The 14,199-nt window shown below is 70.9% G+C and carries 10 protein-coding genes; 3 read left to right on the top strand and 7 right to left on the bottom strand.

What is annotated here, in order from left to right; genetic code table 11:
- Positions 1–2 precede the first annotated feature (2 nt).
- Both OG710_RS19990 and OG710_RS19985 read left to right on the top strand, forming a co-directional pair.
- Positions 3–1,631, top strand: coding sequence for a phosphotransferase family protein (locus OG710_RS19990; RefSeq protein ID WP_330240545.1), 1,629 nt, complete (start codon positions 3–5; stop codon positions 1,629–1,631).
- Positions 1,628–2,854: an ATP-grasp domain-containing protein gene (locus OG710_RS19985; protein WP_330240544.1), complete on the top strand. Its 1,227-nt coding sequence runs from the start codon at positions 1,628–1,630 to the stop codon at positions 2,852–2,854. The genes OG710_RS19990 and OG710_RS19985 overlap by 4 nt, the downstream gene beginning before the upstream one ends.
- A gap of 63 nt (positions 2,855–2,917) precedes the next feature.
- Here OG710_RS19985 and OG710_RS19980 read toward each other — a convergent pair whose 3' ends face one another.
- Complete coding sequence (locus tag OG710_RS19980; protein ID WP_330240543.1) at positions 2,918–6,139, bottom strand: non-ribosomal peptide synthetase; 3,222 nt, start codon at positions 6,137–6,139, stop codon at positions 2,918–2,920.
- Between the two features lie 236 nt (positions 6,140–6,375).
- Between OG710_RS19980 and OG710_RS19975 the strand changes: the two genes are divergently transcribed.
- On the top strand, positions 6,376–7,713 hold the full coding sequence (locus OG710_RS19975; protein ID WP_330240542.1) for a hypothetical protein: 1,338 nt from the start codon (positions 6,376–6,378) through the stop codon (positions 7,711–7,713).
- A 64-nt stretch (positions 7,714–7,777) separates the two neighbouring features.
- Here OG710_RS19975 and OG710_RS19970 read toward each other — a convergent pair whose 3' ends face one another.
- From OG710_RS19970 to OG710_RS19945, 6 genes are read right to left on the bottom strand one after another with little or no spacing between them, the layout of a single operon-like run.
- Positions 7,778–8,560: a hypothetical protein gene (locus tag OG710_RS19970; RefSeq protein ID WP_330240541.1), complete on the bottom strand. Its 783-nt coding sequence runs from the start codon at positions 8,558–8,560 to the stop codon at positions 7,778–7,780.
- Positions 8,560–10,110: an AMP-binding protein gene (locus tag OG710_RS19965; protein WP_330240540.1), complete on the bottom strand. Its 1,551-nt coding sequence runs from the start codon at positions 10,108–10,110 to the stop codon at positions 8,560–8,562. Before OG710_RS19965 ends, OG710_RS19970 begins: the two co-directional genes overlap by 1 nt.
- The gene (locus OG710_RS19960) at positions 10,107–11,162 is read right to left on the bottom strand and encodes an amino acid--tRNA ligase-related protein (RefSeq protein ID WP_330240539.1); all 1,056 of its coding nucleotides are present in this window, start codon (positions 11,160–11,162) and stop codon (positions 10,107–10,109) included. Before OG710_RS19960 ends, OG710_RS19965 begins: the two co-directional genes overlap by 4 nt.
- Complete coding sequence (locus tag OG710_RS19955) at positions 11,162–12,544, bottom strand: FAD-binding oxidoreductase (protein WP_330240538.1); 1,383 nt, start codon at positions 12,542–12,544, stop codon at positions 11,162–11,164. Before OG710_RS19955 ends, OG710_RS19960 begins: the two co-directional genes overlap by 1 nt.
- Entirely contained in the window at positions 12,541–13,884 is a 1,344-nt protein-coding gene (locus OG710_RS19950; RefSeq protein ID WP_330240537.1) for an ATP-grasp domain-containing protein, read from the bottom strand. The genes OG710_RS19955 and OG710_RS19950 overlap by 4 nt, the downstream gene beginning before the upstream one ends.
- The gene (locus tag OG710_RS19945) at positions 13,881–14,165 is read right to left on the bottom strand and encodes an acyl carrier protein (RefSeq protein WP_330240536.1); all 285 of its coding nucleotides are present in this window, start codon (positions 14,163–14,165) and stop codon (positions 13,881–13,883) included. The genes OG710_RS19950 and OG710_RS19945 overlap by 4 nt, the downstream gene beginning before the upstream one ends.
- Positions 14,166–14,199: the final 34 nt, after the last annotated feature.

The raw sequence follows: 14,199 nt of genomic DNA, 5'->3' as shown, positions 1-14,199 counted from the left end.
TGATGTCCACCAGCATCTCCACCGCGACGGGCACCGGCCTGCACGGTGTCGTCCGCAGCACGACGGCCGACGAGTACGCCGCCGTCCGCGCGGTGTTCGCGAGGCACGCCACTCCCCTGGAAGAGGGAGCGGTGTCGGTGGTATTCGCCTATCCCGGCCACGGGGTGGGCGAACGCCACCCGCAGTTGTCGGGCTGCACCAGCCAGATGCTGCTGCTGTCCAACGCCTCGGCCGGACTGTCCAGGCTGGGGATCGGCGTCGCCGCGGCAAGCACCGAGCCTCCCGGGAACCATGCCCACCTCGGCGCGCTCAGCCGGGTCATCGCCCGGTTCACCGAGGAGGAGGCTGCGGCGGTGCCGCACACTGATCTCCCGGAAGGCAGGTTCCTGACACGCTGGACCATGGTGTTCGGCGGGGAGCGCGACGGTCTCCTCATCACTGACATCACCGACAGTGTGGCCCATACCCGCGCGGTCATCGACCTGCTCACCGCCGATCGCCTGCGTGAGTGGACCGCAGCCGCCGGCGCCGCCCCGAGCGCCGCGCCGGCGGACATCACGGCCGCGTACGCGAACGGTGCGGACTCATTGGGCATCGTGGCCTTCGAAGCGGGCATCCCGCTCGTCGCCAAGACCGGCCCGGCCGAGGTGATCGACGCGGAGACGGCGTTCGTCGGCGAGGTCAACTCCCTGCTCGCCGACCGGGACCTGCCCCCGCTGTTCCCCCAGTTGTACGGCGTGCATCGCACGGGTGCGCAGGCGACGTCACTCATGGAGCAGGTCGAACCGCTCACGCTCGATCACGTCGTCTTCGAGGACGAGGCCAAGTTCGTCCTCACCAAGGACGCCGTCCCGGCACTGGAACCGCACCTGCGACTCCTGGGCGAGCTGTACACGGCCACGACGGAGCAGCGGCGGCCCACCGTCGCCGACTACTTGCTGCGCGAGCGATTCCACGCCGTCAGGAAGCACGAAGGGTTCGTGAGCACGCTCACGGGCTTCTTCCCGGACTGGGATGCGGCCCTGATGCTCGATGCCGATGTCGTCCTTCCCACCGGTGCCCGGCTGCCGGGATACACACGGGCGACGCGCTGGCTGGACGACGTCGCGGAGTCGTTGCTGCCCGGCTCCGGCTGCCTGGTGCACGGTGACGTACACCTGAAGAACATGCTCCGGCGCCGGGACGGTTCACCGGTGTTCGTGGATCCACGCACCGTCTGGGACGGCCGGGACCGGCCCGACATCGGGTTCGGTGATCCGAGTTACGACTTCGCCACCCTTCTGCACAGTGCCCTACCGATGAGCGGCGTGCTGCAGGCCATCGCCGACGGCACGTCCGAGAATCTCCTGCCGGCCGTGCCCGCGGCACCGGACCGCGTGCTCGACCTCTCCGCTCTGACGACCCCGTTTGTCGTGGACCCGGTCCTACGGAGCCTGGAGGAACGCCTGATCGCGCTCCTGGGGACGCGGGACGACCCGTCGGTACTGCGTACCCGGCTGTACATCGGTGCGGCGAATGCCCTGGTCGGCTGGCTCAAGTACGAGCGGGCGCTCGCCACCCCACGCGCCTGGCTGGTCGTCTACGCGTATGTCCTGTGGTACCTGGACCGAGCCCGAACGGAGTCGCGATGAGGCCCGCGCATGTATTGATGGTCAACTCTGGCAAGGCGGAGGCGGTGGAACAGCTGCGGGCGGCGGCGCCCGACGCGGTGATCGACGTCGTTACGGAGCGCTCGTACGCGTCGATGTACGCGCCCGACGTCCGCCTGCATTTCGTCGACGACATCGGCGATCTGACCGCTGTCCGCCGGGTGGCCCTGGACCTGCTGGCCCGTCACCCGATCGACCATGTAGTGGCTCCCTCCGAGCGGAGCCTGCCCGCCGGCGGGTATCTGCGGTCGTTCCTCGGGCTGGCGGGCATCGGCTTCGAGACCGCCAACCGCTTCTCCAACAAGGCGACGATGAAGTCGGCTCTGGTTGCGGCCGGTCTGCCGGTCGCCCCCTACCGGGTCATCGGTTCACCGGCGCAGGCCGCCGAGGCGGCCGACGAGCTCGGCTGGCCGGTGGTGCTCAAGCCGGCGCTCGGCACTGGCTCGATGAACACCTTCGCGCTGTCATCGGCCGGGGAACTCGCCGAACTGCTCGCGTCACCCGCTGCGGACGGACTCCGCCGCTCGGCATGTCCGCTGCTTGTCGAGCGATTCGTCGAGATGGAAGGCGAGTACCACTGCGACGGCGTGGTCTCGGGCGGGAAGGCGGAGTTCGCAGCCGTACAGCGCTACTTCATGCCGCTGCTGGGGCACACGGACGACTTCACCGGCTCGTACCTGCTTCCCGAGGACTCCCCGGACGTCGCACCGATCCGCGCCCTGCACCAGGCCGCGGTGGACGCCCTGGAACTGGCGGACGGCGTGACGCACATGGAGGTGTTCAAGACACGGGGCGGTTTCGTGATCGGTGAGATCTCCTGTCGCCCGGCGGGCGGCGGAATCGTCGACGCGGTGAAGATGCGGTACGGCGTCGACCTGTGGCGGGCCTTCATGGATACCGCCCTCGGCCGGCCGGCCGGTGTGAGCGGACCGGTGGCACCCCTGCGGGACGAGATCGTCGCCAACTGCGACCTCCCGGTACGACCCGGCCGTGTCGTGCGCATCTCCACATCCGAGGAGCTGGCGAAGGTACCGGATGTGATCGAGGCGCGGATGTCCACACGAGTGGGGGACGTCATCGGCCCACGGTTGCACTCCGCCTCGACCACCGGCCTGGTATTCCTCGCTGCGGCGGACCCGGCGCTGGTGGCGAAGCGCGTCGAGGAGCTGTCCCGCGTCTACGTCCTGGAGGTCGAACCGGTGTAGGGACCGACGCGGCGGTGCGGGTGCGAGCGCCCCTCGACCGGGCGGAGTCGGCGCATCGCGCCCTCACCCGCCTCGTCGGGGTGTGGCACCCGCACCGCCGCGCAGAACGCCGACGAGTGCCGCCACGGTCGGTGCGGCGAACAAGTCCTGGACAGCCGGCCGTACCCCCGACACCGCCTCGATCCGGCTCGCCAGACGCACGGCCGCCAGCGAGTCACCGCCCAGGCCGAAGAAGTCGTCGTCGATGCCCACCGAGCCGACTCCCAGCACCTGCGCGAACACACTCGCCAGCACCTGCTCCCGCGCCGTACGCGGTGCGCGGCCCGAGGCACGTCCGGGGGCGGGCAGTGCCCTGCGATCGAGCTTCCCGTTCGCAGTCCTCGGCAGCACGTCCAGCACCAGGACCGTGGACGGAACCATGTAGTCCGGCAACCGTCCACGCAGGGCCCGGCGCAGCCGAGCGGGCAATTGCGCTCGGGCGCCGCCTCCGGGCAGGTCCGCTGCTCCGGCAGAGGCGGGCTCCCCGTCCGGCACCACATAGGCTGTCAGCCGGGCCACTCCGGGGCGGTCCTGTGCTGTCAGCACCACCGCCTCCGCCACCCCGGGCTGTGCCAGCAATTCGTTCTCGACTTCGCCGGCTTCGATGCGGAAGCCACGCACCTTGAGCTGGCTGTCCCTGCGTCCTTCGTGGACGAGTTGACCGTTGTTGTTCCAGCGCACCAGGTCGCCGGTCCGGTACATGCGCTCCCCCGGCTCCCCGAACGGATCGGGGACGAAGTGCCGGGCGGTCAGGCCCGCACGTCCCAGATAGCCGCGTGCCAGCTGCACGCCGGCGAGGTAGAGCTCCCCCGTCGCGCCGGGCGGCAGCACACGCAGGGCATCGTCCAGCACGTACGCCCTTGTGTTGGGCATCGGCAGCCCGATGGGGGGCGAACCGTGCGCAACCGGTGGCAGACAGTGCATGAGCGTGACCCCGACGGTGGCCTCGGTGGGCCCGTAGGCGTTCCAGAACTGCCGTGTCGGGCTCGCCCATTCACCGACCAGGCGGCCCGCCGGCGCCTCTCCCCCAACGGATACGAGTCGCAGATCGGGAAGTTCTCCGGGGGTGAGCATCGGCAGCATGACCGGCGGGAGTTCGGCGACGGTGACGCGCTCCTCGCGCAGCAGCGCCTGGAGCATCCTGGGATCGGTACGCTGTTCGTCGTCGGCCATGACGAGTGTGGCACCGGAGGTCAGGGCACAGAAGATCTCCAGGACTGACACGTCGAACGTGATGGCGGCGAAGCCGAGCAGACGCGTTCGCTCATCCAGTGCATACGCCGCGTTGGTGGCGGCGACGAAGTTGACGACCGCCCGGTGTTCGATGACGGTGCCCTTCGGGGGGCCGGTGGTGCCGGACGTGTAGATGACGTAGGCGGGGTGCTCCGGTCGCAGGGGGCCGTTGCGGTCGGCGGCGGTGAGGGGTTCCGGGGAGTAGCCTTCGAGGGCGGCGTCGGCCAGGTACACCGGTATCGCCGTGGCAGGGAGCGTCGCGCGGGTCGACCGGTCGGTGAGAAGTGCAACCGGTCTGCTGTCCTGGAGCAGGTGGGCGGTGCGGGCCGGCGGATGGCCGAGGTCGAGAGGCAGATATGCGGCACCTGCCTTGAGGACGGCGAGGAGGGCGACAATGAGCTGCTCGGAACGTGGCAGGGCTATCGCGACCCGGTCCTCCGGTCCGATGCCCTGGGAGACCAGGTGCCTGGCCAGGCGGTTCGACCGCGTGTCGATGTCGGCGTAGGAATACGTCCGCCCGCCGAGAACAAGCGCGGCGCGGTCGGGGTGGCGGCCCGCCGCGCGGGCGAGGAGGGCGGGCAGTACTCCACCTCCCGACTCCGTATGCGTAGCGTTGCGTTCTTCCAGCAGCATCACCCGGTCGGCGGCTGAGACCACCTCGATGCTCGTCACCGGCGCCGACGGGTCCGCCGTGACTGCGGTCAGCACCTGAAGCAGCCCTCCGGTGAGCCGCTGCGCGGTTTCGGCGTCGAACAGGTGCTCTGCGTAGGTCAATTCACCCGTCATCCCGCCTCGGCCGCTGGTGCGCTCGGTGAACGAGTACGAGAGGTCGAGTCCGGCCGGGTCGAGGTGCAGCTTCTCCACCGTGACGTTCAGCCCCGGGAATTCCGGCTCGGGGGCGGGCTGTTCGTCCAGTGTCAGCATGACCTGGAAGAGCGGGTGCTGCTGGGGGGCGCGCGTCGGGTTGAGGGCTCTGACGACGGCCTCGATCGGGATGTCCCTGTTGGCGCGGGCGGCCCGGCCGCTCTCCTGCGCGCGCCGGAGCAGCCGACGGAAGCTGGGGTGGCCGGACAGGTCTGTGCGCAGCACCACCATGTTGCCGAACGGGCCGACGAGGCTGTCGGAAGGGCCACCGCCGCGGTCGGTGACCGGGGTGCCCAGCGGGATGTCGTCGCCCGCGCCGAAGCCCTGCAACGTCACCGCCAGCGCCGCCTGCAACACCGTGAACACGGTGACGCCGTTGTCGGCCGCCAGCGCGGTGACCTCCCGGTACAGCTCCGCGCCGATCTCGAACCGGCACACAGCGCCCCCGCCGACGGTGCCCGCCGACCAGCGGCGGTCACGAGGAAGGGCGAGTTCGGCGGGTATGCCCGCGAGCTCCTCACGCCAGAACGCGGCCTGCCGGCCCATCACGCTGTCCGGGTCGCCGCACGAGCCCAGGGACTCCCGCTGCCGCAGGGCGAAGTCCTCGTACCGAAGCGGCAGCGGCTGCCACTCGGGGGCCCGCCCAGTGCGGCGCGCCGCATAGGCGTGCGCCAGATCCAGGGTCAGCGGCGTGAGCGACTGCGCGTCGGCCGCCAGCGGATGCACCACGATCACCAGGACCGACTCGGCGGGTGAGGCCGTTCCCAGTACCATTCGCACGGGCGGATCAACTCTGACGTCGAAGCCTCGCCGGGCGGTCTCGTCGACCCACTGGCCGAGGGCGGCGGGCACGGCCTCCTCGATTACCGCGGATCGCGCCGCCCGCATGGTCGACAACAGCAAGCCGACCGGTTCGCCGTCACGCTCCGCGTACACCGTCCGCAGCGGGTCGTGCCGTGCCAGGACGTCCCGGCAGGCGGCAAGCAGAGCCGGGCGGTCCACGGCACCGGAGAGCCTCACGGCCAAGGCGCATCCTCCGGCTGCCGGACGCCTGTCCCGGACGGCACCGAACCACAGCCGACGCTGCGCGAAGGACAGCAGAACGGACTCCGGAGCGTCGGCATGTCCGGCATCCGAGCGAACGCCCACGGTCTGTCGATCCCCGTTGATGACGAGTCCCGCCCTTCAATGAATGGTGTGGCCCCGGCCTCCGCGGAGTGCATGGGCCTGCGCGGAAACGACACAGCAGTCACACATCTTCACGAAAAGCGCACAACTGCCGCTCCCCAAAAGGAGGTTACAACACGACTGGCCGAAACCGGTCTGCTAACGTTGACGTCTCTACGCTCTGTAATCCCTGCGCAAAGGCTCCGAGGAACTCGGGTTTGATACGAGACGACCGCTGGACGACCGTCACGCCATGGTTCTTCCCCGACGAGCTGCAGGCGATGGAACCCATCCGGCAGGCCCTCCCGGATGACGGTCTTCACCGCGCCTGGGCGAACTTCTCCTTCATGTCGGACACCGGACATCTGCACAGCGTCGATCTGCTCGTGGCTGGCCCCGGCGGGCTGCATCTGCTCGAACTCGACACCGCGCCAGGACTGCTGCGCGCCTGCGAAGGTATCTGGCTTCGCACCCGCGGTCGTAACACGAAGGCCGCGGACAGTGTCCGCGCCACAGCCGAGACCAAGGCGCGGCACCTCACCGCGGTGCTGCGCCATGCCGCGGCGGGGAGGTTCCTCTCCGTTCCGGAGGTGCGGGGCTCGGCCTATCTCAGCGACTCGCGCGAGCCCGTCCTCCTCACCGGAGCCGACGCGCGGGGCGTGTTCGGGCCCGACAAACCGGTCGAGCCGTCGCTGCCTCGGGTGACTTCGGAGCTGCTGGGGCAGTCCGCGGCCGTCCGGGCGGACCGGCCCGGCCGGCGGCTCCTGCGGGTGCTGCCCGCGCTGCTGGACCGGGCAGGCATGCGGCCGGTCGAGCACTGGCCTCGCGTCGGGACCTGGCAATTGACGGCCAAGCCGGTGTCGTTGACCGACCGGTGGCAGGAGTTCGTTGCCTGGAGCACGGTCTGGGACAAGGCCCCGTGCCGGGTCCGTGTCTACGCCGGTGGCCCCACCCGCGCCGAAGCCGACGAGGCGGTCCTGCGCGAGTACCTGCTGCTGCGCGAGTTGGACCACCCGGGCATCGTCACCGTCGACACTCTGGAGCACCACCCGTCCGGTCCGGTGCTGATGTTCCATGTGGAGAAGAAGAACCTGCTGCGCCTCGACCACATCCTGGCCCTGCACCGGGAGCGCTTCACCGCCGCCTCCCGGGCCGGCATGATCCGGCAGATCGGCGAGGCCCTTGCCCACGCGCATGCCCGGGAGATCGCCAACGGCGCACTGAGCACCCGCTCGGTGATCGGTAACTCGCGGCCGACCAAGGGTGAGAAGGTGGGCGACGGCTGGGCCGAACCGGTCCTCCAGATCACCGACTGGGCGCAGGCCGCAGCGGCCCCTGCCGGGGCTCCGTCCCCTGCCATGGTGGCTCGTGACCTGCATGGCCTGGCGGCCGTCGCGCAGGAGATCTGCGCCGGGGCTCCGACGGATGAGTTCGCCGGACTTCCCGAACGCCTGGCTGTGGAGCGGGACTTCACCCGACTCCACCCCGCCCGGCAGGTTCGGGTGCTCACCGGCCAACTGGCTGCGAACGCCCTGGCCCACGCCGGTGACCGGTAGCGGCCGCCCGCAGGGCGGCGGAACGCCGCCCTGCGGGCGGCCGAGTGCGGGTGAGCGCGACGACTCACACCGGGAACGCTCCGCGCACCAGTCGGGCGACCTGCGGATCCCCCAGCATGTCATCGTGCAGGGTGGCCAGCCGCGTCGGGTGATCGGCACACCAGCTGGGCAGGGGATGGTCCGCGGAGGCAATGACCACCGCGCTTTCGACGGGGCCTGGCGCGCGGGCGGCGGCGACCAGATAGCCGAGATAGTCGGCGAAACGTGCGCACAGCATCGCCCGCAGGTGCCCGGGCATTCCGGCCCGGGCCGTGGCGTGTTCCACGATGCGCCGCTGCTCCACCCTCAGTCGCTCGGCGACTGTCGCCACGTCGTCCGAACCCCCCGGGGTGTCGATGAGGGCCTCGACATCGGCTCGCATCTGCTTGTCCATATGGGGCCGAAGCGTTTCCGTGGCCGCCGTGAACTCCGACCGGAGCAGGTCCGCGCCCACCTCCGTCGGGTCGATGGTGATCAGGGCGGGCACTCCGTCCGGGCCGGTGCAGACCCGCCGCAGGCTGTCGGCAAAGGCCGCTCCGGCACAGAACGTCACGATGGCCCGCACTGGCCGGCCGGAATCCGGCAGCGCGGCCGCCCAGCGGTCCACGAAGCGCTGCGGATCCGCCTCCCCACGCAGGTCGGCGCCGATGGAGTGCGGCACCGTCAGGTGAACCCCTTCCGCGCCCGGCAGGTTCCCGGCCAGCCGAGCAATGCCCGGCTGGCCGGGGCGGGGACCGAAGTCGACCGCGAGTACCGTGCCCGCCGAGCCCTCCGGCCGGCGCAGGCACCGCCACAACTGCTTTCCCATCAGTCCTCTCCCTCGCCCACGACCACGCGCCGCAGGGCCTGGTGATCCACCTTCCCGCTGAGGTTGAGCGGCAGCCGAGACAACCGGACGAAGCTTTCCGGCACCGCGTAGTCCGGCACCAGACGGGCCACTTCCGCCCGCAGATCCCCGTCCGCGCCGGCGTCGCCGGTGACCACAGCGCGCAGGTGGATGCCCTCACCGGCACGCGGCACATCCAGCACCACCGCCTCCCTGACGCCCGCACACCTGCGCAGGGCAGCCTCCACCTCGCCGAGTTCGATGCGCTGTCCCCGCACCTTCACCTGGCGGTCCAGCCGCCCCCGGTGGACGAGCAGTCCCCGCTCCCGTGAGACCCGGTCGCCGACCCGGTACCAGTGATCCGCAGGAACCCGCCCGGGCACCGGTTTCCCGGGCTCTCCCGCAGGGCTCAGGAACCGGCCCGTGTCATGCCCGGCGCCAAGATAGCCACTGAACCGCTGCGCTCCCCGTACACAGAGCTCCCCGTCATCCGCCGGGTGGCCGTCGCGGTCCAACAGGACGGCCTCCAGGTGCGGGAACATCTCGCCGATCGGTACCGTGCCGTTGCTGGTGTCCGGCCAGTCCCGGGGGTCGGCGGGAAGCCGGTAGTCGGCGCAGAGCACGGTCAGTTCCGTGGGGCCGAACGCGTTGGCGATCGCGCTGCGCGGCGCCACCGCCGCCCAGACCCGCGCCTGGTCCAGGGTGAGTTGCTCACCCATGAAGACACTCCACCGGAGATCAGGTAGGCCCGCCGGGGGCAGCGCCCCGTACCGCTGGGCGAGCGTGATCACCGAAGGTACGGAGAACCAGTGCGTCAGGGCACGGCGGCGGGCGTACGTGACAGGGATCAGCAGTTCGCGTTTCTCCGGCACCACCACCGTGCCGCCGGCCCCCCAGGTCGCGAACAGGTCCAGGACGGAGGGGTCGAAACTGAAACTGAAAGTCTGCGAGACCCTGCTGTCGGGGCCCAGTTCGTACCGCTCGATGGCGCAGTCGAGGAACGCCGCAACGTTCGCGTCGGTGATGGGGACGCCCTTCGGCTCTCCGGTCGACCCCGAGGTGAACAGGATGTACGCGGGGCGGCCCGCACGGTCCGGTGCCGGTGCCGTGGCCCGCGGGCCCCGCAGGAGTTCCTCCAGCAGCAGGACCGGCGTGGGCCAGGGCTCCTCAGCGTCGGCCGCTCGCAGGGAATCCGCCGCCGGGCCGTCCGCCAAAACGAGCCCGGCCCCCGCCCGTTCCAGGACCGAGCGATTGCGGAGCGCCGGCGAGCGGGAGTTGAGGGGCACCACGGTACGGCCCAGCCGCAGCACGGCCAGGTAGCCGATGTAGCCACCCAGCGTGCCGCTGGTGCACAGGCCCACCGTCGCGGTCTCCTGCCGGGCCATACCGGCCGCCACCCGCTCGACGAGGGCGGCCAGTTCGGCGTAGGTGAGCCGCTGCGCGACGGTGTCGAGCGCGATCGCGTCAGGGGTGCGCGCGGCGGACGCGCCGAACCAGTCGTAGAGGGTGCCGCCATCGGGTACGCGGGTCACGGTCGGCCGACCGAGGCCGGCCAGTCCGCCTCTTCCCCGATGCGGGAGACCAGCGGGATGTCGCGGATGTCGTCGTGTCGCAGCGCCCAGAGCAGGAACCGCTCCAGGCCGAGCCCGAACCCCGAGGTCGTCATCGGGGCCTCGTCCTTCATCTGCGCGTACCAGGCGTACTCGTGCTCGGGGACCTTGTGCAGGGCGAGACCGGCGCGCACCTGGTCTCCCGTCGTGTGCCGGTGCCCGGAACCGACCACTTCGCCAATGCCGAAGTAGAGGTCAGCGTTCTCTGCCACCCGCTCGTCCTCGGCTGAGAACGCCTGGTAGAACGGCACACTGAGGTGGTCGAAGTGGGTCACCCAGACGAACTCGCCGACGATGTCCATGAGCCGGCGCTCGGCCGCCCGGTTCAGCGACCTGGCGCCGTCGGGGGAGACGACGACCCCTTCGCCCTTGAGCAGCGAGACCGCCTCTTCGAAGCGGAGCCGTTCGAAGGGCTGGTCACCGGTCGCCACCTTCTCGAGGTGGGCGACGTCGCCGAGCAGGCGGCCCAGGGTCTCGCCGTGGTCGTCGAGCACCTGGGAGGCCATGGCCCGCACGTAGCCGTTGACGTAGTCGACGAGGTCGTCCAGGTCACCGGGGATCTCCGCCTCGCTGTGCACGAACTGCCCGAGGTGTGTCTTGTCGGGCTCGTCACCGCGGAAGCACGGCAGGATGTTGTGGCATCCCTGCGGCGAGATCCGGCAGCCGTATTCCAGCATGAACTGCATCGAGTCGGCCAGGTAGGTGTGGACGCCGTTGACCTTGACGGGCACCGGCACCGAGTCGCTGCCCAGGCCCGTGGGGCAGGTGACGGTCCGGGTCGTGATCGGGAAGTGCAGGGCCCGTACGGATCGGGTGTGTGCGTAGTTGTAGGTGGCGCGCACCGCGGAGTCCTGGAGATCCGCCACGAGTCGGGCCCAGGGGGAGGTCAGTGAGCGCTGGAAGCCTCCGTCTGCGTCCGCCCAGAGGCGGGGGACGTCCAGCGAGCGGGGCGATGCCATTGCAGCCGTCTTCATCAGGGTGTTCCTTCGGACGCGAGCGGATGAGGGGCTATGTTGTGGTTGCCGCGGAACATGTTGGTGGGGTCGACCTTCGCCTTGAGGGTCGACAGCCGGGCATATCGGTCGGCGCCGTAGACGTCCGCCGCGCTGCGGCCGCTGCGCTGGGTGTAGTTGACGTAACTGCCTTCGGACCGCCACGGGCCGAGGTCCCGGAGGAGGCCGCCGGCCCAGTCGCGGCCACGGTCGTCGTCGGCCGGGTCGTCCCAGGCCGCAGAGGCGGAAACGATGAACGAGGCGTCACGGGAGGGGAAGGCGCTCGTCTCCTCGTCGGCGCGGGCCACCGCGCCCCGGAAGTAGCCGAGATCGATGGTCGAGTATGTGCTCAGGCCTTCGCTCGCGTACCGGACGAGGACGTCGATGGCCTCGGCCGGCAGTTCGTCGACGAGATAGCCCGAGGTGGTGTAGTACCGCCGCCCGGCGGGCTCGGCACCGTCGCCCAGGGCCTGCAGTTCGGCGAAGGGCATGACCCGCTCGGTCGAGGCGGCGGGCGGGCAGTCGGCGAATATCCTCCCGGCGGCCTCCGGGCCGCCCTCGGCGCTCAGCCACACCGTGGTGAAGGCCAGCACCGGCTGTCCGTGCAGCGAGGCCGGGATCCAGTCGACCGCAGGCGCCCGCTTGAAGGCACCGGACAGCTGGAGGTCGTCGGGCTGTGACGGCATGGCGTCCCGGAAGGCACGCACCACCTCCCCGGCCGACTCGATCGGGTGAACGCTGGAGCGGACCCACACCTCGCCCACCGGTCGCAGGCGCAGGGTGAACTTGGTGACGACACCGAAGTTGCCGCCCCCGCCACGCAGCCCCCAGAGGAGTTCCGGATGGCTCTCCTCGGACGCCCGCACCACGCTGCCATCGGCCAGCACGACCTCGGCAGCGGTCAGATGGTCACAGGTGAGCCCCCACTTGCGGGCCAGCCAGCCGTACCCGCCGCCGAGCGCCAGGCCACCCAGCCCGGTCTCGGAGACCACCCCGACGGGGCAGGCCAGGCCATGCGGCGTGGTGGCGCCGTCGAGGTCCGCAAGCAACGCCCCGCCTCCGGCGACAGCCAGCCGGTTCACCGGGTCGACGTCGACGTCGCGCATCGGGCTCAGGTCGATGAGCAGGGCGTCGTCGGCCAGAGCGAGACCCGCGACATTGTGGCCGCCGCCACGCACCGTCACGGCGAGGCCGGCCTCGGTCGCGTACCGCACGGCGGCGGAGACGTCGGCCGTGTCGGAGCAGCGGGCGATGACGGCAGGCCGCCGGTCGATCATGCCGTTCCATACCCTGCGGGACCGGTCGTACTCCGGGTCGCCCGGCCACACGGGGGCTCGCAGCGCCGCCTCGGTCGGTCTGGTCATGCGGTCTCTCCTCCGGTTCCCGCACCGACGGCTCCGGTACGGAGCTCTTCGGATACATCGGTGAGTTGGCGCAGCCATGGGTCGTCGAGCAGCCCATCTGCCTCGTAGAGCCGGGCCACCTCCGCGGCCACGGTGCGCACAAGGTCTTCCGCCGCGTCCGCGTCGGCCGCAGTGAGCAGCAGCTTGACGGCGTGGAAGGAGGTGTCGGAGCGTGCCGCCCCGAAGCAGGCGACCTCGTCCACCCGGACCATGCCGGGCAGCTGCCGCGCCCGCGCCCGGCTGACCTCCGAGCGCACCACCCCGGCCCGTTCCGGGAAGGGCACGTACAGGCTGACCAGCACGCCCGGCCGGTCCGGCGGGGCGAGATCGGGCTGTCGGCCCAGTGCCACGTCGAACGCGGCACCGACCAGGTCGGATCCGCCCATCATGCCGATCATGCCCGCCACCTCACCCCCGAGCCGGCCGTTGACCTCGATGACCTCCACGCCGTCGTCGGACACCCGCAGTTCGGTGTGGCTCACCCGGTCGCGCACGGTCAAGGCAGTCAGGGCAGCGGAGGTGGTCGCGAGCACCGCGTCGTACACGTGTGGTGGCAGCTCCGCCGGCAGGACGTCGCCGGTCTCACGCACCGCATGACGGGACGGGCCGGAACCATCGGTCACGGCGAGCGGCGTCTTGTCGAAGACCGCCACGTGTGTGTGGACGCCGCGGTGGGTCACCGTCTCCACCGAGACGTAGTCGGCCAGCCAGCGGCGGCCGGACGGATGTGCGGCCCGCTCGATCATCTGCTCCAGCACCAGACCGTCCCAGCGTTCGCGCCGGGCGGGCTCGGACTCCATGTCGGCGGATCCGGTCAGAAAGCTGAGGTCGGTACTGGCGGTACCTCGGCGCGGCTTGAGAACAGCCGGGAACCCGACCTCCGCGGCGGCTCGGCGCAGCCCGGCCGGGGACTCGACCGGGGCCGAACGCACCGTGGAGACGCCTGCGGCATTCAGCAGACGCCGTTGCACGAGCTTGTCCCACGGCTGGTCGACCTCGGTGGCACCAGGCAGGCCCAGCGCGCGCACAGCGGCGTCGTAGGCCTCCAGCTCCGCGTCATGGAAGGTCACAAGGCCGTCCAGGCGCAGATCCGCCACCTCGCGCGCAATGTCGTCGCCGGTGACGACCACTGTGGCCAACGCTTGTCCGAGGCGGACCAGGTCCGGCTCGGCTTCGGCCACCTCGCGGCGGACGAGGAGCACGACCTCGCACCGGTCACGCCCCGCCAGGACCAGGTCACGCAGGTTCGCGGCCGCGTGCGGGGCGTGCATGACGCCCAGCCGCGGCAGGGCGCCGCTCATGCGGTGCCCCCCTCGGCCGCAGTGATCCGCTCGGCACAGGCGTCGGTCAGGGCTCCCAGCGTGCCCTCGATGAAGGCGACCTCGACCGGGAACGGGATGCCGAGGCGCCGCTCCACCCGGTCGATCATCGAGGCGATCAGCAGCGAGTTTCCGCCCGCCTCGAAGAAGTCGTCCTCCGGCGAGGGGCCCGTGACCTCGAGCGCCCGGCACCATTCCTCCGTGACGACGGCACTCGCCCGGTCGGCGGCCGTACCGTCGACCCGTGGGTGATTGTCGTGCATGTTCTCTCCCCGTGTTCCAGTGGCGGCCGAAACG

Origin of the sequence: Streptomyces sp. NBC_00525, from assembly GCF_036346595.1 — a bacterium.
In the GTDB taxonomy this organism is placed as follows: Bacteria; Actinomycetota; Actinomycetes; order Streptomycetales; family Streptomycetaceae; genus Streptomyces.
Note: the sequence above shows the minus strand (reverse complement) of the source record. Positions and strands in the feature narration are given on the sequence as shown.